Genomic DNA, 25,311 nt, shown 5'->3' with positions numbered 1-25,311 from the left:
CTTTAATTTTAGACAGTTTATAAGGTGTATACAAGCAATAAAAAATGGCAATTTTCTTTCTTTTAGGTACCGCATATGGTAAATATTATTGATTAAAAATATCCTATAATTGAAAAGCAACTAAAATAATATGTTTAATTGCATAACCTTTATAAAATAGAATTAATGATTGTATAAATCCCGACAATCAATGAAATCAAAAGGAATGCGAGTATAATACAGCAACCTATTGTTACAGCGCTATCTTTCCAGCTCGATTTAGTTGCTTCGGTTTCACTAACCCTAATCATCGAAGGATCTTCAATGTGTTTTAAAACAATCTCAGAATCTTTAAGCATCCAAGAGACCTCTTCCAATGCAATATTCTGAAAAGCCTGTTCTTGTTCCTGATGTTCAAAATCCTTGGCGGCACATAACAGCTGATAAGCAAACAATTTTAGTCCTTCTTTATTCGCTTTAATGAAGTATACATCATCCCTTTCCCGATAGTCGGAATAAATACCAAATTGCCCATTCTTAAAAGATCCTTCTAAATCCAGATCACTTTTCAGCGACTCCAGTAATTCATCGTTCATTTTAGGCTTTATTATTCTTTTAATTGTTTGTATTATTCGGTTATATTTATGACAATTAACAAAAGATCGTTCAACCTCCTGGCTACGAACTAAAATAGCCAATATTTGCTAAAAGATCCTCCTATTTTTCAAATAAATCTATACATTTTGATAAGCTAATGGAAGGGGCCTTGATATTGAATGCAAAATCAGGGAATTGAAGCCCCTATATTTACAAAGATTTCTGTAATTTCATCACTAAGTATAGCTTTTCCTGTAAATGAGTTTTCGAAAGCAAGGTTTACCGAATATCTCTTTTATTCAACATGTTCAAAATGAAAAATACGTTTATTTTGCCGGTTCTTACGATAGGTTTTCTAATTTGGGTTTTAGCAACGATAGCTTTCCGATTTGTGGGACAATTCTTTTTATCACAGATTCATTACCAATACTTACTAGTTTATATGTAGTTGTAATACCCGCATTAGTATTGATTTCAGTTCTAACTTTCAAAAGATTTAAACTTTCAGGATTCGAAAATATCGTCGCAGGCGTATTGTTGGTATTACCAGGAATGGTTCTCGATACGTTCATTATTCAGTTTTTTGAACACATCTTTCCTAACATGGCCCCAAACAGTGCGACAACTTTTGGTTCTTGGTTAATGTGGGCATATAGCATTGTATTACTCACATCGATTGTGGTTGGATTGCGAAAGAACAGTTAAATCCAAAACCTAAGAAGTACACATTGGACAACTACCGAGCTAAATGGATGCATAAATTATTTTATCCATTTAGCTCTGCAGTTAATTGTCTAAATTACTACAAGATTAAAGGCTTTATTCTGTCGACTTTGTCATCCGCTCACGTAAAATCTTTTCACGATTGGCATCCCAGTATTTACAATCAAGTTCAATAAAAACTGAACTATACGGGATAAGTGATTCTGTTTTCACGACAATTATCTGGAAAAGGTCTGCTGCTTTATCTATTTTCCCAAAAACATCTTCGTGTAAGAGGGACCGTTTTTCTATATGCGGTAAAAGTTTGGTTAGGCTCTCTTTGTATTCCTTTAATCCTGGTGCAAGCCCATCGTCTAAATAATCAAATTCTTTATCAAAATAAAAGATAGGTTTTACATGATGCTGTTTATTGAGCAATTGTACGACATCGTCCAATACTTCCGGTATCTGTTTTTTGAATCGAGAACAAGTATATTCGCTCCCGTTGGTGCGGGATAAGCTTTATCAACGATCAATATCCAATTGCGATGTCCAAGCAAGGGTATTTTTTGCGAAAGCACCTCTCCCCAATCGGATTTCGGCACAGATCCGGCCTTTTGATCTGCTGATGACATACATCCCATAACCAAGAAAAGACTTATTATCACAAGCAGTTTATTCACTATTTTTTTCATAACCATCGAATAGTTAATGTATCATCTTTTTCTAGTCCTACTTTGTCTTTAAAATTGATCACCAAACGTTCTCCTTGACGTTTCACTTTATGAAGTGCTATTTGTTTATCATTTTGTAGAACAGTAATCTGCTTAGAATCAAGTGAAAGCTCTTCGGCATCCCCAGATGAAATTCTTTAAGTTCCAACGCGCCATAATTTAATGTTAACTGGCAAACACGCTTTCCTTGCATTTGCTGCTTTTGAATGTAGGTCCCCATCCCATCGCGGTGGTAAAAGGCGCTTTAAAATCTGAAGATCCTATTTTTGGGGCAAAACCAATTTGCCCTTTTGGGCCGTGATAACTAAAGCCACAGGCATTGATAAAGGTTCCGTAACTCGCCATCGCACGTGCATAGTGATCACTACATTCAATTTCGTTAAAGGGATTTCTTTTTGCCGCATGGTAGCGGTCGTGAATTACCCTGGTCATGACCAAACTTTCGTCGATCATACCTTCGGCCATCATGTGTGCAGCAACTTGATGTTCAAATCCGCTCATACATTCATGAAAATAACCCAGTTGCCAAGTCGTATTATCGCCATAAGCTTTTTCCTCATTTTTGGATTTGTATTCATGACCATCCCCCTTCGCCTGCCAATGCATATGGCCGTCCCCGAGGTGTGTCTTAATATAGGGTCCCACATCCATCGCAAAATTATATTTCCAAAGTGCCTTCAGGGCGGATAATGTTTTCTCTCTGTCATTAATCCGAGGCATATCCACTTGAAAACACCAGGCCTGTCCATAGACCTGATCTATATGACAAGTATTGTAGGAACCCAGCTTTTTCCTTCCCTGAATCGTATCTGGCCGATGGATATAATATTCTCCGTTAAAAAGATATTTATCCATGTTTTCAGTTCCTTTTCTGACATAGTTCATGCAGATCTGTTGAAATTTCTTATCGCCAACTTCCTCAGCCATCAATGCCGCAGCTTGTATGGCAGCGAGACAAAGTCCTACAATCCAGCCGATCTCTCCTTCCCACACGGCGTCCAATGTATTTTCCATTGGCGTATCGGTCATACCATCTCCGTTTTTATCCTGGTCGAGAACAAACTGAATCGCCTGTTTAAGTTTTGGCCAATTACGTTTTAAGAATGTGTCATCAGTACTCATCTGATGATCCCGATAAAAACGAAGGATAACACCAGCCTGCCCATCGATGGCGGGTCTTTTTCATATTCTGCCCGGAAGATAATTGCGCCAGTTTCTGGCTGAAAGCCCACCCCAAGGTCAGTAACCTCGCGCAAATTGCGCTCAATATCAGGAAATATACGTCCCATAGACTGACCATACTGCCACACATGGGTGCAAGTACCGGCACAGGCACCGATACCTTCCCAACCCCAAAACCTTCCTGAAGCAAAACGCATCGTATTCGCTGTCGCCAAGGTTCCTATATTAACAAAGGTACGGTCCATAAACCAATGGGGTAATGTCGAATCATTCCAGGTCTGTTGCCAGGCCAGCGTTTCCCCATCAAGCTTTTGCCGATGCGCCAGATAATAGTCAATGACTGCTGATGCATCATTGAATTTTGCACCGTACCAATAGCCATTTTGGGCATCCTTTAAATGCGCTTTCAACTTGGGATGTGGATTATTAAAATGCCAGGAGATTGCATACGAAATCCGACTGGTCTCTGTTGGTTTTATAACCCGCTTAACGGTATAGGCACCCACTTGTAAATCAGCGAAGTCGACGACCGAATCATTATGATCCGATTGTAATGAGTGCGGTGTCACCGGCCAGTGTTCCAGCTTGGTATGTACCCATGCCTGAGGATCCAAGCAAGTAAAGGCCATCGTACCATAATCACCAGCTTGCAAAGCACTATCGGGTATTTGTTCACAACTGTAGTTTAAGACCTTTACGCCTGCTTTATCTAATAGGCGGGATATTTTACAAACTGCATTGAGATCTTTACGTCCCTTAAACACACCGTTTTCCATCCAGCCTGTTAGGCTTACTTCGACCGGTGTATTTATTTTATTACGCAATTCCAGATGTAATGTCGTTAATGGCAAGGAAGAATTATCCTGGTCCAACGGAATAAATGGTGAATAGGCGGTCAGTACGACTTCCACAGGAAAGTTGGCGCTACTATATGTAACACGGCAAGTCGGATAAGTCGGTTCAAACACAATCTCGTCCCAATGATTTTCGCGGAGTTCTTTGACGACTTGTTTTCCTCCAACAGCAACTGATATTGCAAAACCTTGCTCGATGCTACGTAAGTTGTCCGCAATGGCTGGCTCGATATAGGCTGCCCCATCACGTGGACGGACAGTCGCCAGCTCTTTCCCATTATTCCATTGCACATTTTTGGGTTCTATACCTTCGCGTTCACCATCATAAGCTGTATTAAATATCTGCCATAACCACAAACGTCCATCGCCTCCGATATACACTGTACCTGTATGCAATCCACCAACTGGCATACCAATATAACGCAGTTCATTTTTACTCTTTCGGTAGGCAATTTTCTCGCCCCGCTGATGCAAAGAGGCGAGCCATTGCTTATCTATATCCTTCTGCTCAGGGATATTGTGTATCGGATTGTCCCAGGAAAATATTGATTTGGACCACACTGTAAAATGACTGGTCAGTACACCTAGACCTATTAAACTCGTTTTCTTAAAAAAGCTTCTTCTATCCATACGTTTTATATAATTACCATCCGGGATTTTGTGGAAGTAAATTTTTGTTTCTATCAATTGCATTCTGTGGAATTGGCCACAAATAGTGCTTATTTTTATCAAATACTCTTTTTGTGCAAGAAAACGCGGTTTGGTCCAATCACCTATCGCATCATTCTGATTACTGTTAATTCCTTCCGCTGGTTTGCTCAAAACATCTTCAGCGATTTTCCAACGCAAAATATCGAAATAGCGTTTGTGTTCGGCGACAAATTCATGCCTGCGTTCCTCCCGGATTAATTGTCGCATTGTCATTTGACTGCCTAGTTCCGCCGCGGTAACAGCGGGGAGTCCAGCTCTTTTTCGAACCTGATCGAGGGCGGTTTTTATTAGCGCGTCTCCAGGCCGAAATTCATTCAATGCTTCGGCAACGATAAGCAAGGCCTCAGCATATCTATAAATTGGCCAGTTAGCAAAACCTTGATCGGGCTTAGCATATTCAGGTTCGTTGAATTTAAGATACATAAAACCGGTGATTCCTCCACCCTCGCTATTGATTTTTTCGCTTTTATTGTAGGCCGGATGTGGCTGATAAGCAACATATTGCCCATTCGGACGCAACACAGGCACCCCAGCCAACATAAATGTTTTTTCAACCTCAAGTCACGCTTCTCCCAGGGATTGGCCGGATCATACATTGAAGATTGACGAATACCTTTTCCGTCTGTACAGAGGTAGGAATCTACCAGATCCTTGTAGGACAAAAACTCGCCCATCCATTGCCTGTAATCCCTGTACCTGAAGGTGATGCCAATACCGGCGTCATGTGTGTGATCTTATCCTCTACATATTGACGGGCGAGAATAACCTCGGTTGTATTCGCATTATTGGCTTGTTTAAATACTTCGGCATAATCGTCAACTAAAGAATAACCCATTTTCTGTACCTCAGCAGCAGCCTCATAAGCCTGCTGCCAAAGTGTTGCGGCCGATACATTTTCATGAAACTGTTTGATGCTAGCTTGATACAAGTAGATATTTGCTTTCAGCAAATAAGCTGCAGCTTTATTTACTCGTCCAAGGTCCGCTCCGGTAAATCTTGCTGGTAGATGATCAATGGCAAACTGGGCATTTTCCAATGCATAGGCTAAAACCTCTTCTTTATTAGCTCTCGGCAAACTACTTTCACTTATCGTAACAGGACTTTCTTTAATTAACGGAATATTGCCGAAATGCTGCACCATCCGCAGATATTTCATGCTTAATATAAACCTAGCCTCAGCTTCAAAACGGTTCTTTTTGGCTTGATCAAAGTTCATTCCACGCAGCCGTTCCAAAAATACAAGCATTTACGAACATCGTCATAGCGCCATTCCTCAGCGATATAACCTGTCGCTGCGTTTTGGTTCCCCATACTGATATAACCTAGGCCTCCTTCACCCCATGCATTGGTCATGGCCGAATTATCGCTCTGACAATCCCGCCAAAAGTCTCGGGCAGTTGGTAAAGCGGTATACACAGCATTTAATCCGACCAATGCATCGTTTTCGGATTTCCAATAGGTCGTCTCGGAAGCCTGAGACAAAGGATCACGGTCAATAAATTTTTCACAGGCTGAAGTACCGAGAAGAATACCTATACAAACAGTCGATTTAAGTATATATTTGTTAAACATTGTATTAAAATTTAAGGTTAACACCAAAAGAAAATGTCCGTGAAATTGGGTAATAAGAGCCTTCTGGATCAAATCCCTTATAATCGGTTATCGTTGCCAAATTTTGCGCTGATACAAATGCACGTAAGCTTGCTATTTTTAAACTGGATAATAAATTTGCTGGAAATGTGTAACCAATCTGCGCATTCTGAATCTTTAGATAGTTGGCCTTTCGTAGCCAATAATCGGAATATTGTGTATCGTTTGATGTATACTGTAAAGAGAGTCGAGGATAGCTGGCATTTGGGTTTTCTGGAGTCCAGTTGTCCAAGTGCATAGGTCTGGCATTCTGTGTCAGGAAAAAGGCCCAGCCTTCATAACCACTGATATATCGCGTATTCTGCAAGGCACCGTACATATTGACCGATATATCCAAATTTTTCCAACCCAATCCCAAATTCAGTCCATAACGTATGACAGGTTTATCACGCAATATCACACGATCATCTCCATTGATGACACCATTTCCATCCTGATCTTTGTATTTAATATTTCCCGGAAAAATATTAGCTCCTGTGATGCGCTATTGGCAATTTCTGTTTCAGATTGGAACAACCCCTCGGCTTGATAGCCGTAGGGAAGATTATAAGTATATCCTACATTCGTAAAGGTCTGGCTTCCAATCCATGGCCCTGTCCCCGCGAGATTCTTAACTTTATTTTTAGAAAAGGAAGCGTTAGCATCGACTGACCAGTACCAATCATTTTTGCGATCATTATACCCAACCTGAAACTCCATTCCCTGGCTCCGCAAACTCAGCAAATTGGCCAAGGGTCCGGCTAAGCCAAACTCTGTAGGTACGGGCGGTGCATATAAGATATTATCACGATTATTGATAAAATACTCTGCGGTTATATTCACTTTGTTGAATAGCCCCAAATCAACAGCTAAATTGGTCTGTTTGGACTCTTCCCAGCTAATATTTGGATTGATCGAGACATTGTTCCAAGCACCGGGTACCACAACGCCATTGAATCCATACATGGCCGGATCATAAGTTAATACGGTAGCAGTAGCATAATATCCTACCTTTTCGGCATCACCCAAAATCCCCAAGATCCTCTCAATTTTAAAGTGCTCAGGAAATCAGCATGAAAGAAATCTTCCTGATGAATATTCCACCCTGCAGAAAACGATGGAAATACACCCCAACGATTTCCTGCTGCAAACCGTGAAGATCCGTCAGCTCGAACATTGGCCTGAAATAGATATTTCCCTTTATAATCATAATTCAACCGCGAGAAGTAAGATTGGATAGCCACATCGTTGGCATCCCCTGTCGAAATCATATTGGTCTGGGCTCCGCTATTTAGCACATCAATGTTCGGAAAAGGCAAATTATCCCGAAATGCTGTAAAACCTGAAGTATTAAAATACTCCTGCGAATATCCGCCCAACAATTTGAAGTGATGATCACCGAAATCCTTTTTGTAGGTACCTGTAAATTGTAGCATATTACGGTAATTGTTGCTCGCTCCATCCGTTAAATTTGTGACCCGATTTTGAACAGAAACTACATTTCCAGCATCGTCATACAAATTGTAACTCAAGACACGGTTTTTACTCCAGTTATCAAACGTATAACGGGAAAAATTCCTTTAAGCTCCAAATCTTCTATCGGTTTATAGGTCAGCTCGAAAATACCCAATAGTTCCTTGTATTTTTGTCGATTGAACCCAGATTGGTAAACTCCCGCAATGGGGTTGTTAACCATCGAAGAACCTGGACCATACTGTCCTAGTTGATTTTGTACAGAATAAATAGGTGCAACACGCATGGCTTGTGTCTGCCAAATTTCTGTTCCGCCCTGAGGAGCATCAATATAGGTCTCCGTATATTGAATATTTGCCCGCGCATCAATCTTTTCGGAGATATGAAATGTCATATCTGGCTTTAAAATAATACGGTTATATTTGTTGTTGGGCAACGTTCCGTTTTGGAAATCGTGTGAGGCCGAAAATCTATATTTTACGCGTTCGTTGTTGCCGGAAAGCGACAAATAATTATTGTTAATAATTCTGTTTTTCTTATAAATCTTTCTACCATTTAACATTGGCATATTTTCCATCGTGTAAATCTTGCAAACCTTTTTCACCATACAATGCAGCTTTGCCATCATTTACAAGTGCTTGATCCCACAACTTCATAAAGTCTTCTGAGCCTACGAAATCAATATGTTGTTGCGGTGACTGAATACCTATTCCTGTATTGACTTCAATAGACAGTTTATCAAATGCTTGGCCACTTTTAGTGGTGACTAAGATTACACCATTTGCCGCACGAGACCCATATATTGAAGCAGATGATGCGTCTTTTAAAATCGAAACACTCTCGATATCATTCGGATTTAACGTATTGATATTACCCGGTACTCCGTCGATGAGTACCAATGCTCCTGAGCTGCCACCAATTGTTGATGTTCCGCGGATGTTGATTGAGGCCCCACTGCCTACAGCCCCACTACCCTTACTGACATTGACTCCAGGAATTGTTCCGGCCAAAAGCTCCTGAACGTTTGTAACCGGGCGTGACTTTAGAGATTTCCCAACATCCACTATCCCCACAGAGCCTGTCAAATCAGCTTTCTTTTGTGTACCGTACCCAACAACGATAACTTCGTCCAAATTGGTAATAGCCGTAATGAGCTGTACCATCATTGGTGCATCAGAATTAATTTCTCGACTAACAGCCTGATACCCCAAAAGATTGAACTGTAAAGTACTCCCAATGGCAGCTTCTATGTTAAACTTCCCTCAATATCCGTTCTAACTGCTGTTGTTCCCTTTAAAACTTTTACTGTAACGCCAGTCAAAGGCTTTCCATCTGTATCAGTTACAGTCCCATTAATATATTGCTGATTTGTAAAATTTTTCTTACTTAATGGGGTTCTCTCCACCGTATTACTGGTCGATTGCTCAAATTTTTCGATAACATATTGTTTGTCCGAGATCTTGACCATCCGAAGATTAGCTCTCGCCAAAATTTTAGGTAGCGAGGACAATTTCACTGTCAAGGGATCTATTTCGCCAATCGCCAACTTTTCAATAAGGACATCTGCATAGGCAAAATAAATTTTCTCCTGTTTGGAAACAATCTGCAAAATTTCAGGAACACGCAGGGATCGAAGCACTATTTTGTCAATTCGTTGTTGCTCAAAAGACAGTTCTGCAGCATTCGTATTCCAATAAATCTCCGAGGCTGAGGCGCTATTGATCAGCGAAAATGATGACAGACCAATCCCAGCCCAGGCGAGTTGCCGAATCCATTTGTTTTTCATAATGTAGGGGTATTTAGATTATATTTTTTTGTTTATTCGCTCGTTTTGATTTCGAAGTGGTCTTTTTCTTCTGAAATACTAACCTTATACAAGTTGCCTATTGATCTCAATACAATTTCCTGTTCGGAGACATCTATCTTGCCACTCACTGTGACCTTCATCATACTTGAAGGAAGCCTGCCAACCACTTTCTTTCTGTAGGTTAATTCCATCCAAATAATAATTTCATTTAAAGTAGTTTTATCCAAATCGAGTATACCTGTCTGCCAACTATTTACCAAACCAGATCGTACCGGCAGTCGCTTCAATACACCCCGGTCTACGTTTACAACTTCACCTGGCTTCATAACCATATTCCGACCTTCGTAACCGGCTCTTACACTCCCTTCATCCAAAGCCACTAATTTAGTTGTCGGTGTATTGATAATATTAAAACGTGTTCCCAGTACTTCAACTTTTAAACCATCGTGTTCGACAACGAATGGTCTTCTCTGACCATTGTGAATCTGTTTTGTCACATGTAGGTACCCTTCCCCAATTAGATCCAGTTTTCTACGAGATCCATCTTCCTGATAAGTAGCAGTACTCTGTTTATTAAGCCATAATGTACTACCATCTGGCAAGATAATTTCTTTCTTGTTTGTCGATGTTGCGTAAGTTTCACTCATTCTTGGTGTGGCTTGTTGCAGATAGATCCATAAACTAAGCGCACTCACAGCGATCAAAATCGCCGCATATTGCAACCACTGGCGAATTTTTAATTGCCTCAATCGAGGTTGAACAACATTTTTCTCTTTATTTTCTAAATGTGCGACAATTCCTGTCCAAACTTCTGAGCAATAGGTTTCATTGACAGTTACTGTGGATTCATAATATTTTAACTCGTAAAGTTTTCTAGCCACGAGATTCACCTCTTGATACCTCGGATACTCATCAAACCAAAGTTGCCATTGCGCATCGTCAACCAAAACTTGTTGCGCAGTTAATTGCAAAAAGGAAGGTTCTCGGAACAATTCTTCTAAGAGTTGGTCGCCGCCAAACATATCTGTATTAGTTGTCATGTATCAATAATTCGGTTTACTTAATTTAAAGACACCATTTTTCCATTCTGTCACCCAAGAAAAATTAAAAAAATCCATAAAACACTGTAAATGAGATAGAATTATTTAAATTTAAAGTTCATTTCAGCAAAATATAGCAGGGAGTAATGTCAAATTGACTTATAGCTGTTGATTTCGATGGTCAGATGCAGGACTTCTATAACGAACAGTGGCAGCTATTTTAGCTCTTAACGAATTGTTTTTTCATCGGATAAAATGTATATTCTTGATGAGGATCATTTATAAATATTCTTTTTTGCAAAAATTTTATTTTCGTTTCAACTTCCGTTTCAGGTTACAAATGACGATCTTGAAAAAGTAAAAATAAAGGCTGTAAATCCAAACGATATACCTGTATATTTGTCTCATTACTAATAGCTAGTCATATAACGATGCAAAATGAAAACACATTAGAAATTGAATGGGAGAAGTTTCTGAAGGAGATAGAAGCTCTTTTGAGAAAATTTATAATTCCAATTTCAAAAGTTTATTTCTATATGCCCTTCGTTTTTCAAAAGATGATGACTTAATTAAAGATGTAATACAAAATGTTTTTATCAATTTTTGGAAAAACGGAATTATATTAAAGAGGTGAAGAACGTGACGGTGTACCTACACCGATCTGTTCGCAACGAGCTTTTAAATCGGAAAAGACAGGAGGATAAGTATGCTTTTGATGTTTTGGATGAACAGGTTTACGCGTTTGATTTCGAACTCCCGCTTGAGGCCAGAATTATAAAAAGGAAGAATTAAAGGAAACGCGCCAACGCCTAAAACATGCATTAGAAAATATTACTGATCGGCAAAAAGAAATATTGTATCTGAAATATGTCAAAGGCATGACTTTCGAAGAGATATCTGACACAATCGGTATCACCGTTAAGGCTTCTTATAAGCTTCATGCTCGAGCAATCAGCTCCATTCGACAAAATTTCGGTAACAACCGTTATTCTATTGCTTTCCTAATATCGCTGTATTTCTCTTGACAAAAGTAAAGATAATATCTGCTTGAATAGCGACCTAAGATGTCGGCTAGTAGCTCAGACACAATCAACTTAAAAAAATCTATTATAGCTAAAATTCGTCGTAGTTTATCTTTATTGTGTTACTTACAGGCGCCGCTACGCAAGTTAAAATTAAACCTTGCTGTAGGTGAGCTTCTGACAAAATAAAATTTCGTCTCAAACGCACTTCCCCTCCTCTAGCTTGCACACACAAGTCCCACAATTACCACGGCAGCAGCTATGTGGTGCAGCAATACCTGCATCGAGGATAGCATCAAGCAAGGATATTTTCCTGTCCCAGCGGATCTTGCTGATAGTTTCATTCAAGGTTAATGAAACTAATACACAATCCGATGGTTCGGCATCAGTTTCGGTAGTTTTTGATTCTTCGTCCAGATTCATACTTTTTCACTTATAAAATTACAACAAGTTCGGTTTACAAAGCCCGAACGCTCGCAGCGTTTCGGGCTTTAAAATCATTATTTTAAATCTTCAATAGATGTCCTAAAGCCAATATGTTACACATTTTCATTAGCTCCGTTTTTCTGCTCTATTGATATTGGTATTCTTCACTTTTTACTGAGGCGAGTATCGTTTCTAATGTTGCGATATCATGATCACTGAGCGGCCCCAAAGGACTTTTAAAACCACCACCGCCTATTCCCAGAATATCTAGTCCAGCCTTAATGGAACGCGGCAACCCTTTTGCTACGATGAATTTGAGCAGGTCAACCTGTTGATAGAAGAGCTTTCTTGCCTTTTCCAGATTATTCACTTGAATTGCCTCGTACAATGCTATATTCAATTCGGGGATAAGGTTAGGAGCCGCAGTACACCAACCGGCTGCTCCAGCCGTAAAAGCAGCTAATGCTAACGGATTGGATCCGTTGAAAAGGCAACTTCCTCTCCCAATTCTTTCCTTAAATAATGCATGCGCTGAATGTCCCCTGTACTCTCTTTGATCATGGTCACATTGGGAATTTCGAGCAGGCGTTTCAGCAATGTTGGCGACATATCAACCCCGCCTGTTGCGGGATTATTGTATGCCATTATTGGGATAGAAATTTTGGATGCCACGGCATCGTAATGCCTTACTATTTCATCGTCGGTCAATTTCCAATAACTCATCGGTATAATCATCACGGCAGTCGCGCCAGCTTTTTCTGCAAACTGTGCATGGTAAATGGTCTTTTCCGTAGTCAGATTGGAAACGCCGACTAACGTAGGGACACGCCCTGATACCTGCTTCATGGTGGCTTCAGCAATAGCTTCTTTCTCCGCGTCATTCAAATAAGGCAATACGCCTGTACTCCCTAATGGCGCAATCCCATGTGAACCCGCAGCAACTAAACGTTCAACCTGCTTTTTAAACAAAGGAATATCCACGACCTCATTGTCGTCGAATGGCGTAACAGGATAAGCGATTATCCCTTTAAATGGTACATTATCCATATGGTTTCTATTTTAATGTATGCTGAACTAAAAATCTCTTCCTTCTTCTTCGCGCAAAGCAACCCCTAGATTTTGCAGTTGTGGCGCATTTTCACAAGCGATGTATTTTGCACTTTCGGTATCACTGGTGTTTTGGTGTTGATGCCAAGCCCAGGACGGAATATAAACGGCATCGCCGGCTTCCCATTCTACAATTTCATCCTCCACTTTGGTCCAACCTTTGCCCTCGATCACATACAGGACAGTCTCATAGGTATGACGATGTAAATGCGTTTTTGTCCGGGTAATAGCCCTCCGATCGTCAAACTGACATTTTTGCTTGGTAAGTCTACAAAGAAAACAGGATGCTTTCTTTCTGCTGAGAATTGATTGTGTACCCCAGCGTTTTCAACATTCTTATGGATAACATGTGAAGGTCTTACATAGGTAGGTCTTGCAAAGGTCTGATGAAAATCTTTAGAACTAAATTGCTTTTGTTCGGCATGAATTGATTTTTTCACTTCTGTAGATGCTTCTAATTTTGACATAACTTTAAAAATTTTAATGTTCATTGCATTATTGCATAACAAAAATATGCTAACTTTGGACTAGCGTTATGATACAGTTTTTATAAAAATAAATAGTCCAGATGTTACGAGAGTGGGAATTTCAAATTCAATTAGATGAACAATCAGATAAGGCCATTTATCTACAGATTGCCGATGCCATCATAAACGATATTCATTCCGGCCGATTAAAGGCGGGTGATGCTTTGCCGGGCAGTAGAAATCTGGCGCAGCGACTGAAAGTCAATAGAAATACCATAGTAGAAGCATTGAGTGTACTATTGATAGAAGGTTGGCTTGTTTCCAGAGAGCGGCAAGGCACATTCGTTGCTTCGACCTTGCCCGATTTTAAGGAAACGCAGACTACAGCGCCAATCGCTGAAGCAACAAATGATGCCACGGGTGGATCTACTCAACTGCAAATTGATGATGGATACCCCAACAGCAAAATTGCACCTGTTAATGAATTAGCTCGGGCATACCGTCAAATTTTCAACCAAAAAGCGAAGTGGCAATTAATGGGCTACAGTAGCGAATTCGGAAATCTAGAATTTAGAAAGGCTGTGGTCCAAATGCTCAATCATCAACGGGGAATGCGGGTGAATGAACAGCATATCTGCATCACAAGGGGAGCCAAATGGCCATGTATCTTGCTGCTCTGTGCTTACTTTCAAAAGGAGATTATGTGATCATTGAAAATCCCGGATATAAACCCGCTTGGGAGGCCTTTGACCAAAGCGGAGCTAAGTTGTTACCTGCGGGGTAGATAACGAAGGTGTGATAATCGAGGATATAATAGCGCTTCTGAAATTGCACAAAAACATAAAAGCCATTTATGTGACACCCCACCGCCAATACCCAACTACGGTCACAATGAGTCTAAAAAGAAGATTGGAACTGATCGAACTTTCTAATGAATATGGATTTACCATTATTGAAGATGATTACGACAATGAATTTCATTTTGGTTACCGTCCCATTCTCCCGTTGTCAAGTTTTATGGAGCTTAAAAATTATGTGTATATCGGTACCATGAGCAAGGTCGTAGCTCCGGCGTTACGTATCGGTTATATAGCAAGTAATGATTGTACTTTGATCAACAAAGTCGCTCGTTTGCGCAAGATTATCGATGTGCAAGGAGACAGTATTATGGAACAGGCCGTTTTGCAATTGATCAAGGATGGCACCATAAAACGTCATATAAAAAAGCAACAAATTATTATAAGACAAAAAGGGATATTACCGAAATATTACTACAAAAGCACCTTGGAAATAAAGTATCTTACCTTATCCCCGAGGGTGGGCTTGCCTATTGGATCGTGCCTAAAAAGCAGGTCGACTGGGTACTGATTTCGGAAAAACTCAATATGAAAGGTTTCAGCATGATCACACCAGAGAGCTACAGCTTTGACAAAATAATGAATGGTATGAGATTGGGATACGCATCGCTGTCTGATCAAGAATTGGAGGATTTTATCAGCGCTTTGGCGGACTTGTTTTAATAAACAGTACGGTCGATGTTTAGCGTATGTCTATCCCGACTACCTTATCATAGCTTTATTTCAGTAAAATAAGTTGGAGAACTGGGAATTTTAAGTTCTCTATTAAGCTGGGCAATATAAAGGTGAGTTGCCCAGCTTATTTTAAGATAAAAATATCAAACTATTCCACCTTAGTCTAATTACGGCTTATATTCAATGTAATTTATTTTGTTGTTGTCGTTATATTAAAACAATAGACATTACCAGCAAAATCCGCAACATAGACTTCATTTCCATGAATGGAGACTTCGGCTAATATCGGTGTGCCCAGATTAACCTTTTGCACCAAAGTTCCATCTAAATTTAACACATATAGATAGCCGTCTGTTCCGCCGAAAAGCAACTTTCCAGCCGCATAGCGGACACTGGATTCGACAGTTGCAACTTTCTTGTGAAGATCAGGAGTTGAATAAGCAGAGCTGTAAATAAGGGCCTCTTCAGTCTGGAAACTCCATTTTCGGTTAATGCATTACGATCAAATGCTTTTATCCCATTAGTCGCTGTGGGCATGATCACCAGTTCCTCTGTTAATAAGGGTGAGGCCATAACCTTAAAATCATCATCAGTTTGGCTTTTAGTTAACACAGTGCCCTTCTTTTGATCCAATCTAAAAGATTGTTCAGCCCAGCTACATAAAGCGAATTTTCATCCGCACCGGCTCCTCCGGTTCTAAATCGCAAGCCATCTTCATTTTTCTTCCATAGGAGTTTTCCTGTCTTACTATCGTGAACAAATAAGGCATTCCAATTTGCACCAGTAATTAGATATCCATTGGTGATCAGTAGCTCTCCAGGCATACCTTCACCACCATTCCAGTCACTATTCTGCCATACTGTTTTCCCATCTTCGACTTTTATTGCTGACAGATAATTACCTGCGCCAGTATAATAAATACCATCGCGAACAACTCCAGCACTTACGTATCCTGGAAGCCTTCCCCACTGAGATCCTTCTTCCAAACGAGTTTGCCCTCTTTTTCATTGATTGCATACACTGTACCTCCCATATCTGTTGCCAATACCAAGCCATTGCTATAGGCCAACTTCTGCTTGACGGAGTTCTGGGTATGGAAAGTCCAGATGGTTTCCCCCGATTGGGCTTTTAATGCCTGAATTTTACTTTTACCACCAATGGCATCATCGATACTGGCCACATATACCCGCTGTCCCTGTACCAGAGGTGGACTCTTCCATACATTAGACCCTATGTTTTTGACCAAGCCAATTGAAGAAAAGCGGTAGAAGTGGGTTCGTTATGCCAAGCAAATTTCTTAAGCACCTGTGTACTGTCGCCATAATTTACTTCCAGCATAATATCATACTGCTGATCGGTACGGCGTGGAACTGTAAAATTTCCACGCCAGTTCCAGTCGCTAACGGGTTTCAATTTAGCCGTTTTTATCGCAGTTCCAAATTTATTTAATAGTGTTGCATACACAGAAATAACATTCTTTTCCGTATGATACACACTTGTGCTAATTTCTATTTCTTTTCTGTTTGAAATCTGCATTTGCTTACTTTGTGGGTAAATTAACGCGATGTGATCTGACAAATAAGGATACTTTGGCGTTATTTTGCTAACCCCTTTTTATCCACATCAATAACCAGGAATTGAGCTGCAGAATTATCTATTCCTCCTTTATTAGGAGCATTTGTGGATATAACCGCAACTCCATCTCTGCTGCCAAAACTATAATTATTGTGCCAATGGCCATACAGGTATGCTTTTAGATTATACTGCTTCAAATCGATAGAATCGGTCTTTCCTCTCATCACGAAATCCTTTCCGACAAGCAGGTCGTGGTTAATAAAAATGAGCGGTTTATCTTTTGTTTTTAGAGCGAGATCTTTTTCAACCAAGCGATTACTTGATCCTGACTATAGCTGGGCGCATAATCACCGCCAGGCATGGGCGTAACCACAAAGTGTGCTGGTCCTGCCTCAAATGAATAGTAGACCGGTCCAAATAAATCCTCAAATAGTTTTTCACCATACTCACCTTTGACAAGGTCGTGATTGCCTACTGTATAATAGGTCGGAACACCCATCAGTTCCGTATTTACCTGTCGGGCATGAAACTGCATCCCTGGCTCGTAGCAGATGTCGCCCGTGTGCATAATCAGTGTCGCATTTTGTTGCTGCGAAAACTTACGAATATTGTCTATCCATTCCCCATATAGTGGTGTTTCGGTATCTGTAATCTGAATAAACCGAAGCTTATCCGCCTCTTGCTTTTCATCTTGGATTAAACCGAAATCATAATTTTCTAGTTTTGGATCAATCTTAATATAATGAGTTCCACTTGCTTTATAACCAGCTGAAACACGCACAAAGAGAAATCTGGCTTTATCATTCTTTTTTAGGTTAAAGCTTCCATCTTCAGCAGTTTTTACAACCTCGTAACCATCGGATAATACAATATCTTTCATTCCTTTTTCAGCGTTTTCCATCTTTTTGTTGTTATCAAGATCCAAAAAGACATGCCCCGATATTGAGCGTAAATTGCATTACTACATAGTAGTAGCAGTGATAGTATAAATTTATGTGTAAAACATTTCATATAAAAACTCTAATTGCAAATAAAGATAGGGTGCCATCCATCGATTGGAAGTACCCTATCTTTAACCTTAAAATTTGTAAAAAATAACTCCTTTAAATTAGTCTTTTAGCATATTATCTAGCATAAAACCAATTCCTTACCAAAAGTTTGTCTGTACCAACTTGCTACCATCCAGAACCATCTGACTATTAGCAACCGGATAATAGTAATACTTTGGTTTTTCAAATGTCTTCTTCTTATCTCTGGCTACAGTAAACATAATATGTCCATTGTTCCCATTTTCAAGATAAATTGAAGTATTATTACCATTGGCATCTTTTAAATAATACAGGGAAATGTTCTTCTTTTCCTCTTCTGTCAAGTCTTTAATCGGACCGGTATCCTTTGCTGATTCAAGTATCGCGATATCTATTTTACCGTCTCCGGTTACATCCATTGGGCCTAATGCCTTTACATACATTCCCTGTTGTTGATCGGCCAGGCGCTCGCCCACTTCCCAGCGAAAAACGTCCCTGTATCGCTGGCCTTCACAAGCCAGTTCGACACGTCTTTCTCTGCGGATTTCAAGGATAAGTCCCACATTGCCTCCTTTCACATTTGAGTAGTAAGCTTGCAATACCGGATCCACATTGGCATTTGCCTCGCCCAGCTGCATGCTTGGCATCCCAACACGTTGCCGTAGCAGGTTGACCGATTTGTCAAGATCAGCCTGGCTCGTGAGGATTCCCAGCTCCGCTTTGGCTTCAGCAAAGATTAATAAGATTTCGGCATAACGAAATACAAATGCATCTGTATAGGCTGCCTCCCAACTGATCATATCTGCTATTTCGGGATAGAATTTGATCTGGTTGTACCCTCCGAGCGTTGGTTTGAGGCGCTGTGGTGTTGTTGCATTGACTGACTGAAACCCAGGCTTCATAAAAGTCTGCTCAAGGCGCGGGTCTCGGTTAACAAAAATTTGATCTATATTCTTCGTTTTATAATCCGCTTGGTCCGTAAAACGCTTTCCATCTTTCATCAGATAGTTTTCCATCAGCGTTTGGCTCAGGGCCCATTCATAATCCAATACCGTATGTGTATTACGTCTTCTTCCTAAATCCTTATCGTAATCTATAAATAAGATGGTCTCAGGATTCGCCTGCAGGTTAAGACTTATGAATAGATCCCGATAAGCACGGTTAACGCCACCAGCATTACTGATTGAAAATTTATTTGACTTCATAATCTCCTCAGTAGCAGAAACCGCCCTTTGCAGAAAAGTATTGGCCGATCCGCTCAGATTCAAATAAGAGTGATATTTACGGAAAGTTCCTTCTTGCAAAGCGAACTGTGCTAATTGCGCCAAGGCTCCCCATTTCGTAACTGTCGACTTGTGCCCATCGGGTTTGATATTGGCAGCGGCAAATTCGAGATCAGCCATAATTGAATCCACAACAAGCGACCGGCTGTCTTGTTTTTTGTGCAATAGTTCAATATCTGATGTTCCCATGGTCTGACTATACCAGGAACATCACTGTACTGGTTGACCTTATCGATATAAAACCGTGCACGAAAGAACTTTGCAATGCCGATGTAATGGTTCACATCGGCGGCACTAGCCCCTTCACACGCCCAGCATTTTCAAGAAAGAAATTAATATTTCTCAATGCGGACCAACTCCATACTGCTGCATTCTGCGCGCTCACGCCACCACGCATGATCTCATCAATCGTACTGCCAGAATTGTAATGTGCCAGATTATCTGTCCCAAGATCCGCTATCGGTGCACTCAAACTACCGTAGAAACCATCGGTATAAGTTTTAAGATCGTTTACATTGCTAAAAACACTTCCGGTGTAACCGATGTCGTGGGATACCGATCCATGAAATCATCGTTACAGCTCATGATCAGGAACAAGGCCCCAGCAACGCTCCAATCTTGATAATTTTTCTTTTTATATTTTGCATGATAATAGTCATTTTAGAAATTAAAGTTTAACCCAAACGAGTAGGTCCTTTGGAAAGGATATGCCGTCCGATCGCCAACAATTTCAGGATCGAGATAATCCATTAGTTTGGTAAACTCAAAGAGGTTTTCACCGCTGACGAACAGACGTAACCGGTCTATCCCCATCTATCTGTCATCAACTTGGGAAGCGTGTAACCCAAAGTCACATTTTCACCCTTAAATAACCTGCATTCTGCAGATATTTGGTCTGCGTCGCGGCTAGTTCAATACCACTCTGTTCGGCCACATAGGATTTTGGTCTTGGCAAATACGCATTTGGATTTTCAGGCGTCCAATGGTCCAAGTTAAACTTAGTTAAGCTCGCCCAAGGTTGAGCATATATACCCCAAAAATAGTGGTCACCACCTGGAGGATAATAATTTCTTTTTCCGACACCTTGCAGGAACATGCGCAAATCAATTCCGTTCCAGCTTGAATTCAAATCTATACCGTAACTGTAACGCTGTCTCGAATTACCGATAATTTTATAATCTCCATGATTATCCAAGGTCCAATCCCCGGTTTATTTTGCCATCACCATTGATATCAGCAAATTTGAGGTCACCCGGTTCCAATCCTCTCGTACCAGGATAAGAAGTGACATCATTTTGATTAGCATGTGCCTTGATCTCTTCCTGAGACTGGAAAAAACCCAATGTGGTTAGTCCCCACATCTCACCTAATTCCTGTCCGACATAATAATCGCTTAAGTTATTTTTAGGATTATTGTATTTTGTAATATAAGCTCTACTGTCTGCTAAATTAACTCTTGCGGAGAATGAAAACGGTTTGCTAGCCACCATAAACTCTTTATTATATCCAAGTGTTAATTCCCAACCGTTGGTTTTGAGGTTCGCCGCATTTTCAAGAGGAACCCCGTACCAAGCACGATTGGCAGTGTCCTACCTGCTGTCAACATATCCTTGGTATCACGACGATAGATATCAAATGAACCAAAAACTGATTTTTAAATAAGCCGATGTCCACCCCAAAATTAGATTGTGTGATGGTTTCCCAGGTCAGGGTCGATGACACTAAGCCCGGACTACCCACAATAGGTACAATCTTGCCATCCAAAATTGCTCCACTTCCTTTGGACATATTGGCAATGTAAGGGTAATAGTTGTCCCTTAGATCCTGATTTGCCAGTGAACCATACGATCCACGAAGTTTAAAATTGGACAGGGTCTCTTTAATTGGCTGGAAGAATTTTTCTTGCGAAACTACCCATGCAGCAGATACGGAAGGATTGAATGCAAAACGATCTTTTTAGGGAATCTGGAGGAGCCATCATAGCGGAGGTTAGATTCCAGGATATATCTATCTTTATAAGTATAGTTTAATCTGGCAAAAGCCCCTCTTACCGACCAGGCATAATCAAAAGCACCAACAGAGGGAGTTTGACCAGTCGCGAGTCCTATTGTCGGTAGCGAATTGGAAATCAACTGATCCCGGGATGCCGAAAATGACTCGTATATCCGTTCTTCCTGATTGAAGCCCAGCATCACTGAAAAATAGTGATCATTTAGTGTCCGCTGATATTGTGAATAAATATTGTACACATTATAGCGCGTTTCATTACTTCCATTGGAGGCATAGCTATTGAAATTTTGCCTGTTCATCACATTTGGCCCTGTACTGTAGGCAAGCGGCACCTGAAAGAAGTGTGATTTTCCTGAAACCCTTCTAAAGGTCGCGTCCCCATTTAAGGTCCAAACATTTTTGATGAAGTCGATTTTCGCACCAAAACTAGTTTGAAAATCGTTGATGCGACTGATACTGCGGCCCCTTCGGCTACAGCTCCGATCATATTTACCCCAGCTTCTGTATAGGTACCATCCGGATTGTAAACGGTATTTAGCGAAGGTTGACGGTTAACATTATGCCAGTAGAGATACCCTGATCAATTGCTGAGGGCTGATCATACTTATCATTTGTAAAGGTTGTATTATTTGATAAAGTAAACCAGTCCGTGATTTTGTAATCACCTTTTGCCCTGAAATTATAACGGTCATAGGTATCTGGACTGATTCGCAGCATACCATTTTGTCTGTAGTATTCACCAGAAAGGTAAAATGAAGAGCGTTCGTTCTTCTGCGCGATGCTTATATTGTTGGTATATGAGGGTTGTATATTTTTATAGACTTCCTTAAACCAATCCGTAGATCCTAAATAGATATAAGCATTTGGATTTTGTGGATCGACGATCACACGAGGCAATGAAGGGTTTTCACTCAGCTGTTTACCATATTCGAGCATTTTCTCATCGTAAAGATTGTACCATGGTGCTGACATGATATTCCTGTATTTCATTACCTGATACGGATCATCCTCTATCTCTACTGTACGTGTTATTGCTTTTGCCGCAAAGATTGAGTTGGCCGTGACCTTAATTTCCTTCGTTGTACCCGATTTAGTCGTAACCAGTACAACCCCGAAAGCAGCGCGACTACCATAGATCGCTGCTGACGCGGCATCTTTCAATACAGTAACGCTAGCAATGTCCATTGGATTCATACGATTGAGCTCCTCGTTCGTTGCTGGAATCCCATCAATAACAATAAGTGGCCCACCACCTGACAGTGATGTATACCCTCGCACATTGATCCCTGGCGAGCTATTGGCTCTTCCAGAGGTCGGTGTAATATTAAGATTAGCCATAGCGCCCTGCAATGCTGTCCCCACATTTGTAATCGGTCTACTTTCCAAAAACTTTTCACCAATCTGATCTACAGCTCCCGAAAGATTGATCTTTTTCTGTGTACCATAACCAACAACAATCACTTCGTCTAGATGAGACTCAGCAGTTTCCATCAACACATCTACTCTGTTCTTGTCAGAGACATTGATTTCAACATCTTTATACCCCATAAAGCGAAACAAAAGGATTGCTTTCTCTGGAACACGTATGCTGTAACGTCCGTCTTTATCGGTTTTTGTTGATATTCCCGCTACCCCCAATACAGTCACGGTCACTCCTGCCATTGGTCCGGAAGCATCTTTCACAGCTCCTGACACTTCACGATCAGTCTGTTTTTTCTTTAATGACGATCGTACTTCCCATGATATCAAAGATCAAATTGCGACCACGCAATGTCTTTGCCAATGCAGCCCTTACATCAGATCCTGCCACAGAAATATCTACACGTGAGGCATTTTCAAATAACCTTTCGTCGTAAAACAGTCGCAACTTCGTCTGGTTGGAAATCTCTTTAAGGACAGTTTCAATTTTGGCATTCTTCAAGGACAGATTTACTTGTTGCGCATATCCAGATGCTCTAACACCTACCGTAAATGCCAGCAACAGTACACAAATCAACTTCATAGTCAAAATGACTTTAATGCTTAGGGTATAAGAATGACTTCTCCGGTCCCCCATGCTATTAATGGAGAAAAAAATTTCATAACTTTGAATTGTTAAGGGTTTAATAATCTATAGAATTCGTACTTCGATAAATTTGGCCTTTTACAACAGGGGATGCGTCAACATCCCTTTTCTATTGTATAGAACCTTTTGGTTAATTCGTCTGGTTATATCATATCTTATAAATTTTAATTGGTGAAAAATTTAACTGTGCTAACGAATGATTATATGCCTTCCATCTATTTCAAACTTTCGGTTTGTCGCAAACGACAGAATGTTCAACACCTCTGAAAGTCTGGATTCCCGGCTAAGCGTTCCATTAAACCTATTGCTTACGGAGATATCCTCCACATTAATAAAATCCACATTATACCACCTAGAAATTTGACTAATAATTTCCGAAAAGCTGCTACCCTCAAGTGAAAACTCTCCCCGTTGCCAAGCTGTATTTTTTTGTATGTCTGCTGGCTGTATGCGTATTTTATCCGTACTAATGATGGCTTCATTTCCTGGGAGAAGATAGGCTTCGTGCCCTTGACTCATAATTTTCACCTTACCTTCTACCAATGAGGTATTGATTTCTTTATGGTAGGCATTTACATTAAAACTCGTACCGAGTACCTCGATAACAGAGTTTTCAACTTCGATCCGAAAAGGTTTTTGGCATCTTTGGCTACTTGAAAAAAGCTTCTCCAATCAATTTTACTCGGCGTTCATCCCCTTCAAATTGATCTGGGTACTGTAATGTTGAAGCAGCGTTTAACCATACTTGGGTACCATCGTTCAACACAATACTATAGGTGCCCGCTGCTGGTACTTCTAATTTCAGATTCCCCTTAAGTTCTGCGGACTTTATGTTTTCGACCTGATCTTCCTTTCCCAAAGAATGTGTTTCCCCATGCTCATTGGAAAGTCTCGCATAACGCTCACCAGGCAGAATATCATTTTTATACAGGCCTGTTGTATCCGGAGCGATGGCCGCAAGCTGTGGAGCAGGGCTCGTTTGTTCTCGTTGCAAGAATAAAACAGCAATAGTTAACACAAAGAGAACTGAAGCAGCAATGGCAATCCGTTTCCAGGTAAACACATTTTTGTTAGATTTCATCTTATTCATCTCCCCTTCAAATTTGTGCATCAAAACATCTTTGGATCGACCTAACAACGTCTCTCTTTCATCCTTTGGCAATGCTGGTTCATCATCTAATGAATAGAACCATTTGGTTACAAGCTGTTCTTCTTCTGGATTGCACTCCCTCTCAAATATTTTTTTAGTAATTTTTGAGCATGCTCTCTTTGATTATCTTCTGTCATATATCTATATAACCTTAGATAACGGATAGAAGTACCGAAAAAAATGATTTTTATTTCGCCTTAAGCTTTAACCGACTTAAAGCCAGTGAAATATTATTCTTCACGGTCTGTTCGGATATTGATAGTCGAAAAGCGATTTCTTTAATGCTTAAGCCTTCGATACGGCTGAGATTAAATGCTGACTGCATTGTGGAGGGCATCTTAGCAACTTCATTATCCAGCAAAAATGAGAGTTCTTTAACCATCAATTTCTCATCGCTGTTACTTGCACCAACTGGTTCGTTGGTCAGTGGAAACACAAGTCGCTCGAAATATGAAATCCGTTTTTGATCCCTTGCCATCCAGTCAATGACTTCGTATTTAGCAGCTTTGAAAAGATAGGGGTAAATAGATTCCTCGATTTCTATTTTATAGCGTCTGTTCCATAAAGATGTAAAAACCTCCTGAAGGATATCTTCGGCATCTGTAATAGAACCAATCCGCTTTAATATAAAACTTAATAAAATATCCGCATAGCGATCAAATAACACCGAAAATGCCTGTGTATTGCCTTCTCTCACAATATCAAACAATTCTTTATCAGACAGATCTCTCATGACACATTGATTATTATGTACACTATATCAGATTTCCAGAGGATTTTTACAAAGGTATAATTGTGATGTTAATATAACATTAAATTGTACATCCTGCAAGCTACAAAATAATAAATTTTAAAATAGAGCATTTAAATTAGGTGAAGATCGAGTAAGCTTATAATGCTCCATTTCTGATCAAGTACAAGTTTTCCAAATTCTACAG

At 40.3% G+C, this 25,311-nt stretch carries 41 protein-coding genes and 3 pseudogenes; 6 read left to right on the top strand and 38 right to left on the bottom strand.

What is annotated here, in order from left to right; all coding sequences use genetic code 11:
- Nucleotides 1–149 precede the first annotated feature (149 nt).
- Nucleotides 150–575, bottom strand: a complete 426-nt coding sequence (locus tag KUH03_RS31255) for a hypothetical protein (protein ID WP_257088253.1) — start codon at nt 573–575, stop codon at nt 150–152.
- A 259-nt stretch (nt 576–834) separates the two neighbouring features.
- Here KUH03_RS31255 and KUH03_RS31250 point away from each other — a divergent pair, with 259 nt between their 5' ends.
- The gene (locus tag KUH03_RS31250) at nt 835–1,281 is read left to right on the top strand and encodes a DUF5367 domain-containing protein (protein ID WP_257088252.1); all 447 of its coding nucleotides are present in this window, start codon (nt 835–837) and stop codon (nt 1,279–1,281) included.
- A 114-nt stretch (nt 1,282–1,395) separates the two neighbouring features.
- Here the strand turns inward: KUH03_RS31250 and KUH03_RS31245 are convergent, their stop codons facing one another.
- From KUH03_RS31245 to KUH03_RS31185, 15 genes and pseudogenes are all read right to left on the bottom strand, one after another.
- Nucleotides 1,396–1,716 carry a hypothetical protein gene (locus tag KUH03_RS31245; protein WP_257088251.1) on the bottom strand — a complete coding sequence of 107 codons (321 nt, stop codon included), beginning with the start codon at nt 1,714–1,716 and terminating at the stop codon, nt 1,396–1,398.
- Entirely contained in the window at nt 1,692–1,973 is a 282-nt protein-coding gene (locus KUH03_RS31240) for a hypothetical protein (RefSeq protein WP_257088250.1), read from the bottom strand. Before KUH03_RS31240 ends, KUH03_RS31245 begins: the two co-directional genes overlap by 25 nt.
- Before the next feature lie 204 nt (nt 1,974–2,177).
- Nucleotides 2,178–3,134, bottom strand: coding sequence for a glycoside hydrolase family 116 protein (locus KUH03_RS31235; RefSeq protein WP_257088249.1), 957 nt, complete (start codon nt 3,132–3,134; stop codon nt 2,178–2,180).
- Nucleotides 3,131–4,678 carry a GH116 family glycosyl-hydrolase gene (locus tag KUH03_RS31230; protein WP_373564861.1) on the bottom strand — a complete coding sequence of 516 codons (1,548 nt, stop codon included), beginning with the start codon at nt 4,676–4,678 and terminating at the stop codon, nt 3,131–3,133. The genes KUH03_RS31235 and KUH03_RS31230 overlap by 4 nt, the downstream gene beginning before the upstream one ends.
- A gap of 13 nt (nt 4,679–4,691) precedes the next feature.
- Nucleotides 4,692–4,760 (bottom strand): RagB/SusD family nutrient uptake outer membrane protein, encoded by a 69-nt coding sequence (locus tag KUH03_RS49410; protein ID WP_139351161.1) that lies wholly within the window; start codon nt 4,758–4,760, stop codon nt 4,692–4,694.
- A gap of 77 nt (nt 4,761–4,837) precedes the next feature.
- A pseudogene (locus KUH03_RS49405) lies at nt 4,838–5,182 on the bottom strand (RagB/SusD family nutrient uptake outer membrane protein); the annotation flags it as partial.
- 217 nt (nt 5,183–5,399) lie between these two features.
- On the bottom strand, nt 5,400–5,975 hold the full coding sequence (locus KUH03_RS31225; RefSeq protein ID WP_257088247.1) for a RagB/SusD family nutrient uptake outer membrane protein: 576 nt from the start codon (nt 5,973–5,975) through the stop codon (nt 5,400–5,402).
- Entirely contained in the window at nt 5,972–6,331 is a 360-nt protein-coding gene (locus tag KUH03_RS31220; protein ID WP_257088246.1) for a hypothetical protein, read from the bottom strand. Before KUH03_RS31220 ends, KUH03_RS31225 begins: the two co-directional genes overlap by 4 nt.
- 4 nt (nt 6,332–6,335) lie before the next feature.
- Nucleotides 6,336–6,809 (bottom strand): hypothetical protein, encoded by a 474-nt coding sequence (locus KUH03_RS31215; protein ID WP_257088245.1) that lies wholly within the window; start codon nt 6,807–6,809, stop codon nt 6,336–6,338.
- Entirely contained in the window at nt 6,806–7,426 is a 621-nt protein-coding gene (locus KUH03_RS31210; RefSeq protein WP_257088244.1) for a TonB-dependent receptor, read from the bottom strand. The genes KUH03_RS31215 and KUH03_RS31210 overlap by 4 nt, the downstream gene beginning before the upstream one ends.
- Nucleotides 7,396–7,920 carry a TonB-dependent receptor gene (locus KUH03_RS31205; RefSeq protein WP_257088243.1) on the bottom strand — a complete coding sequence of 175 codons (525 nt, stop codon included), beginning with the start codon at nt 7,918–7,920 and terminating at the stop codon, nt 7,396–7,398. Before KUH03_RS31205 ends, KUH03_RS31210 begins: the two co-directional genes overlap by 31 nt.
- The gene (locus KUH03_RS31200) at nt 7,917–8,438 is read right to left on the bottom strand and encodes a hypothetical protein (RefSeq protein WP_257088242.1); all 522 of its coding nucleotides are present in this window, start codon (nt 8,436–8,438) and stop codon (nt 7,917–7,919) included. Before KUH03_RS31200 ends, KUH03_RS31205 begins: the two co-directional genes overlap by 4 nt.
- Nucleotides 8,410–9,072 carry a TonB-dependent receptor plug domain-containing protein gene (locus KUH03_RS31195; protein ID WP_257088241.1) on the bottom strand — a complete coding sequence of 221 codons (663 nt, stop codon included), beginning with the start codon at nt 9,070–9,072 and terminating at the stop codon, nt 8,410–8,412. Before KUH03_RS31195 ends, KUH03_RS31200 begins: the two co-directional genes overlap by 29 nt.
- A gap of 35 nt (nt 9,073–9,107) precedes the next feature.
- Nucleotides 9,108–9,647, bottom strand: coding sequence for a carboxypeptidase-like regulatory domain-containing protein (locus KUH03_RS31190; protein WP_257088240.1), 540 nt, complete (start codon nt 9,645–9,647; stop codon nt 9,108–9,110).
- Nucleotides 9,648–9,679: 32 nt separating this feature from the next.
- Nucleotides 9,680–10,708, bottom strand: a complete 1,029-nt coding sequence (locus tag KUH03_RS31185; RefSeq protein ID WP_257088239.1) for a FecR family protein — start codon at nt 10,706–10,708, stop codon at nt 9,680–9,682.
- A gap of 630 nt (nt 10,709–11,338) precedes the next feature.
- Here KUH03_RS31185 and KUH03_RS31180 point away from each other — a divergent pair.
- Nucleotides 11,339–11,500: a hypothetical protein gene (locus tag KUH03_RS31180; protein ID WP_257088238.1), complete on the top strand. Its 162-nt coding sequence runs from the start codon at nt 11,339–11,341 to the stop codon at nt 11,498–11,500.
- Nucleotides 11,501–11,520: 20 nt separating this feature from the next.
- A pseudogene (locus KUH03_RS49400) lies at nt 11,521–11,733 on the top strand (RNA polymerase sigma factor); the annotation flags it as partial.
- A 195-nt stretch (nt 11,734–11,928) separates the two neighbouring features.
- On the opposite strand, the gene KUH03_RS49395 reads toward KUH03_RS49400, so the two are convergent.
- The 4 genes and pseudogenes from KUH03_RS49395 to KUH03_RS31165 all read right to left on the bottom strand — a co-directional run bounded on the left by KUH03_RS49395 (nt 11,929) and on the right by KUH03_RS31165 (nt 13,730).
- Nucleotides 11,929–12,153 carry a 2Fe-2S iron-sulfur cluster-binding protein gene (locus KUH03_RS49395; protein ID WP_373564519.1) on the bottom strand — a complete coding sequence of 75 codons (225 nt, stop codon included), beginning with the start codon at nt 12,151–12,153 and terminating at the stop codon, nt 11,929–11,931.
- A gap of 148 nt (nt 12,154–12,301) precedes the next feature.
- Nucleotides 12,302–13,203, bottom strand: a pseudogene (locus KUH03_RS31175) (dihydrodipicolinate synthase family protein).
- A gap of 27 nt (nt 13,204–13,230) precedes the next feature.
- Nucleotides 13,231–13,437, bottom strand: coding sequence for a cupin domain-containing protein (locus KUH03_RS31170; RefSeq protein WP_257088237.1), 207 nt, complete (start codon nt 13,435–13,437; stop codon nt 13,231–13,233).
- The gene (locus KUH03_RS31165; protein WP_257088236.1) at nt 13,434–13,730 is read right to left on the bottom strand and encodes a hypothetical protein; all 297 of its coding nucleotides are present in this window, start codon (nt 13,728–13,730) and stop codon (nt 13,434–13,436) included. The genes KUH03_RS31170 and KUH03_RS31165 overlap by 4 nt, the downstream gene beginning before the upstream one ends.
- Before the next feature lie 101 nt (nt 13,731–13,831).
- On the opposite strand from KUH03_RS31165, the gene KUH03_RS31160 reads away from it, so the two are divergent.
- The 3 genes from KUH03_RS31160 to KUH03_RS31150 all read left to right on the top strand — a co-directional run bounded on the left by KUH03_RS31160 (nt 13,832) and on the right by KUH03_RS31150 (nt 15,250).
- Complete coding sequence (locus KUH03_RS31160) at nt 13,832–14,437, top strand: GntR family transcriptional regulator (RefSeq protein WP_257088235.1); 606 nt, start codon at nt 13,832–13,834, stop codon at nt 14,435–14,437.
- Between the two features lie 88 nt (nt 14,438–14,525).
- Nucleotides 14,526–15,098 carry an aminotransferase class I/II-fold pyridoxal phosphate-dependent enzyme gene (locus KUH03_RS31155; protein WP_257088234.1) on the top strand — a complete coding sequence of 191 codons (573 nt, stop codon included), beginning with the start codon at nt 14,526–14,528 and terminating at the stop codon, nt 15,096–15,098.
- A gap of 17 nt (nt 15,099–15,115) precedes the next feature.
- Entirely contained in the window at nt 15,116–15,250 is a 135-nt protein-coding gene (locus KUH03_RS31150) for a hypothetical protein (RefSeq protein ID WP_257088233.1), read from the top strand.
- Nucleotides 15,251–15,452: 202 nt separating this feature from the next.
- Here the strand turns inward: KUH03_RS31150 and KUH03_RS31145 are convergent, their stop codons facing one another.
- The 18 genes from KUH03_RS31145 to KUH03_RS31065 all read right to left on the bottom strand — a co-directional run bounded on the left by KUH03_RS31145 (nt 15,453) and on the right by KUH03_RS31065 (nt 25,106).
- The gene (locus KUH03_RS31145) at nt 15,453–15,599 is read right to left on the bottom strand and encodes a PQQ-binding-like beta-propeller repeat protein (protein WP_257088232.1); all 147 of its coding nucleotides are present in this window, start codon (nt 15,597–15,599) and stop codon (nt 15,453–15,455) included.
- Nucleotides 15,593–15,874: a hypothetical protein gene (locus tag KUH03_RS49390; RefSeq protein ID WP_373564518.1), complete on the bottom strand. Its 282-nt coding sequence runs from the start codon at nt 15,872–15,874 to the stop codon at nt 15,593–15,595. The genes KUH03_RS31145 and KUH03_RS49390 overlap by 7 nt, the downstream gene beginning before the upstream one ends.
- Nucleotides 15,868–16,248 carry a PQQ-binding-like beta-propeller repeat protein gene (locus tag KUH03_RS31140; protein ID WP_257088231.1) on the bottom strand — a complete coding sequence of 127 codons (381 nt, stop codon included), beginning with the start codon at nt 16,246–16,248 and terminating at the stop codon, nt 15,868–15,870. Before KUH03_RS31140 ends, KUH03_RS49390 begins: the two co-directional genes overlap by 7 nt.
- On the bottom strand, nt 16,206–16,508 hold the full coding sequence (locus KUH03_RS31135) for a PQQ-binding-like beta-propeller repeat protein (RefSeq protein ID WP_257088230.1): 303 nt from the start codon (nt 16,506–16,508) through the stop codon (nt 16,206–16,208). Before KUH03_RS31135 ends, KUH03_RS31140 begins: the two co-directional genes overlap by 43 nt.
- Nucleotides 16,493–16,840: a hypothetical protein gene (locus KUH03_RS31130; protein ID WP_257088229.1), complete on the bottom strand. Its 348-nt coding sequence runs from the start codon at nt 16,838–16,840 to the stop codon at nt 16,493–16,495. Before KUH03_RS31130 ends, KUH03_RS31135 begins: the two co-directional genes overlap by 16 nt.
- Nucleotides 16,841–16,857: 17 nt before the next feature.
- A complete protein-coding gene (locus KUH03_RS31125) occupies nt 16,858–17,148 on the bottom strand; it encodes a hypothetical protein (protein ID WP_257088228.1) in 291 nt (96 codons plus the stop codon).
- Entirely contained in the window at nt 17,124–17,738 is a 615-nt protein-coding gene (locus KUH03_RS31120) for a metallophosphoesterase N-terminal domain-containing protein (protein ID WP_257088227.1), read from the bottom strand. Before KUH03_RS31120 ends, KUH03_RS31125 begins: the two co-directional genes overlap by 25 nt.
- A 246-nt stretch (nt 17,739–17,984) precedes the next feature.
- Nucleotides 17,985–19,337, bottom strand: coding sequence for a RagB/SusD family nutrient uptake outer membrane protein (locus KUH03_RS31115; protein WP_257088226.1), 1,353 nt, complete (start codon nt 19,335–19,337; stop codon nt 17,985–17,987).
- 91 nt (nt 19,338–19,428) lie between these two features.
- On the bottom strand, nt 19,429–19,620 hold the full coding sequence (locus KUH03_RS31110; protein ID WP_257088225.1) for a hypothetical protein: 192 nt from the start codon (nt 19,618–19,620) through the stop codon (nt 19,429–19,431).
- A gap of 378 nt (nt 19,621–19,998) precedes the next feature.
- Entirely contained in the window at nt 19,999–20,343 is a 345-nt protein-coding gene (locus KUH03_RS31105; RefSeq protein WP_257088224.1) for a hypothetical protein, read from the bottom strand.
- Entirely contained in the window at nt 20,336–20,638 is a 303-nt protein-coding gene (locus tag KUH03_RS31100) for a hypothetical protein (protein ID WP_257088223.1), read from the bottom strand. Before KUH03_RS31100 ends, KUH03_RS31105 begins: the two co-directional genes overlap by 8 nt.
- A 109-nt stretch (nt 20,639–20,747) precedes the next feature.
- On the bottom strand, nt 20,748–20,936 hold the full coding sequence (locus tag KUH03_RS49385) for a hypothetical protein (RefSeq protein WP_373564517.1): 189 nt from the start codon (nt 20,934–20,936) through the stop codon (nt 20,748–20,750).
- A gap of 122 nt (nt 20,937–21,058) precedes the next feature.
- Complete coding sequence (locus KUH03_RS31090; protein WP_373564516.1) at nt 21,059–21,490, bottom strand: hypothetical protein; 432 nt, start codon at nt 21,488–21,490, stop codon at nt 21,059–21,061.
- 202 nt (nt 21,491–21,692) lie between these two features.
- Complete coding sequence (locus tag KUH03_RS31085) at nt 21,693–22,853, bottom strand: TonB-dependent receptor plug domain-containing protein (RefSeq protein ID WP_257088222.1); 1,161 nt, start codon at nt 22,851–22,853, stop codon at nt 21,693–21,695.
- Nucleotides 22,854–22,860: 7 nt separating this feature from the next.
- Entirely contained in the window at nt 22,861–23,160 is a 300-nt protein-coding gene (locus KUH03_RS31080; protein ID WP_257088221.1) for an STN domain-containing protein, read from the bottom strand.
- 252 nt (nt 23,161–23,412) lie between these two features.
- Nucleotides 23,413–23,895 carry a FecR family protein gene (locus tag KUH03_RS31075; RefSeq protein WP_257088220.1) on the bottom strand — a complete coding sequence of 161 codons (483 nt, stop codon included), beginning with the start codon at nt 23,893–23,895 and terminating at the stop codon, nt 23,413–23,415.
- Nucleotides 23,873–24,385 carry a FecR family protein gene (locus KUH03_RS31070; protein WP_257088219.1) on the bottom strand — a complete coding sequence of 171 codons (513 nt, stop codon included), beginning with the start codon at nt 24,383–24,385 and terminating at the stop codon, nt 23,873–23,875. Before KUH03_RS31070 ends, KUH03_RS31075 begins: the two co-directional genes overlap by 23 nt.
- Before the next feature lie 175 nt (nt 24,386–24,560).
- A complete protein-coding gene (locus KUH03_RS31065) occupies nt 24,561–25,106 on the bottom strand; it encodes an RNA polymerase sigma factor (RefSeq protein ID WP_120258895.1) in 546 nt (181 codons plus the stop codon).
- Between the last annotated feature and the right edge of the window lie 205 nt (nt 25,107–25,311).

This window comes from Sphingobacterium sp. E70 (assembly GCF_019285695.1).
GTDB classification, from domain to species: Bacteria; Bacteroidota; Bacteroidia; order Sphingobacteriales; family Sphingobacteriaceae; genus Sphingobacterium; species Sphingobacterium detergens.
The sequence above is the reverse complement of the archived record's forward strand: the minus strand, read 5'-3'. Positions and strand labels throughout refer to the sequence as shown.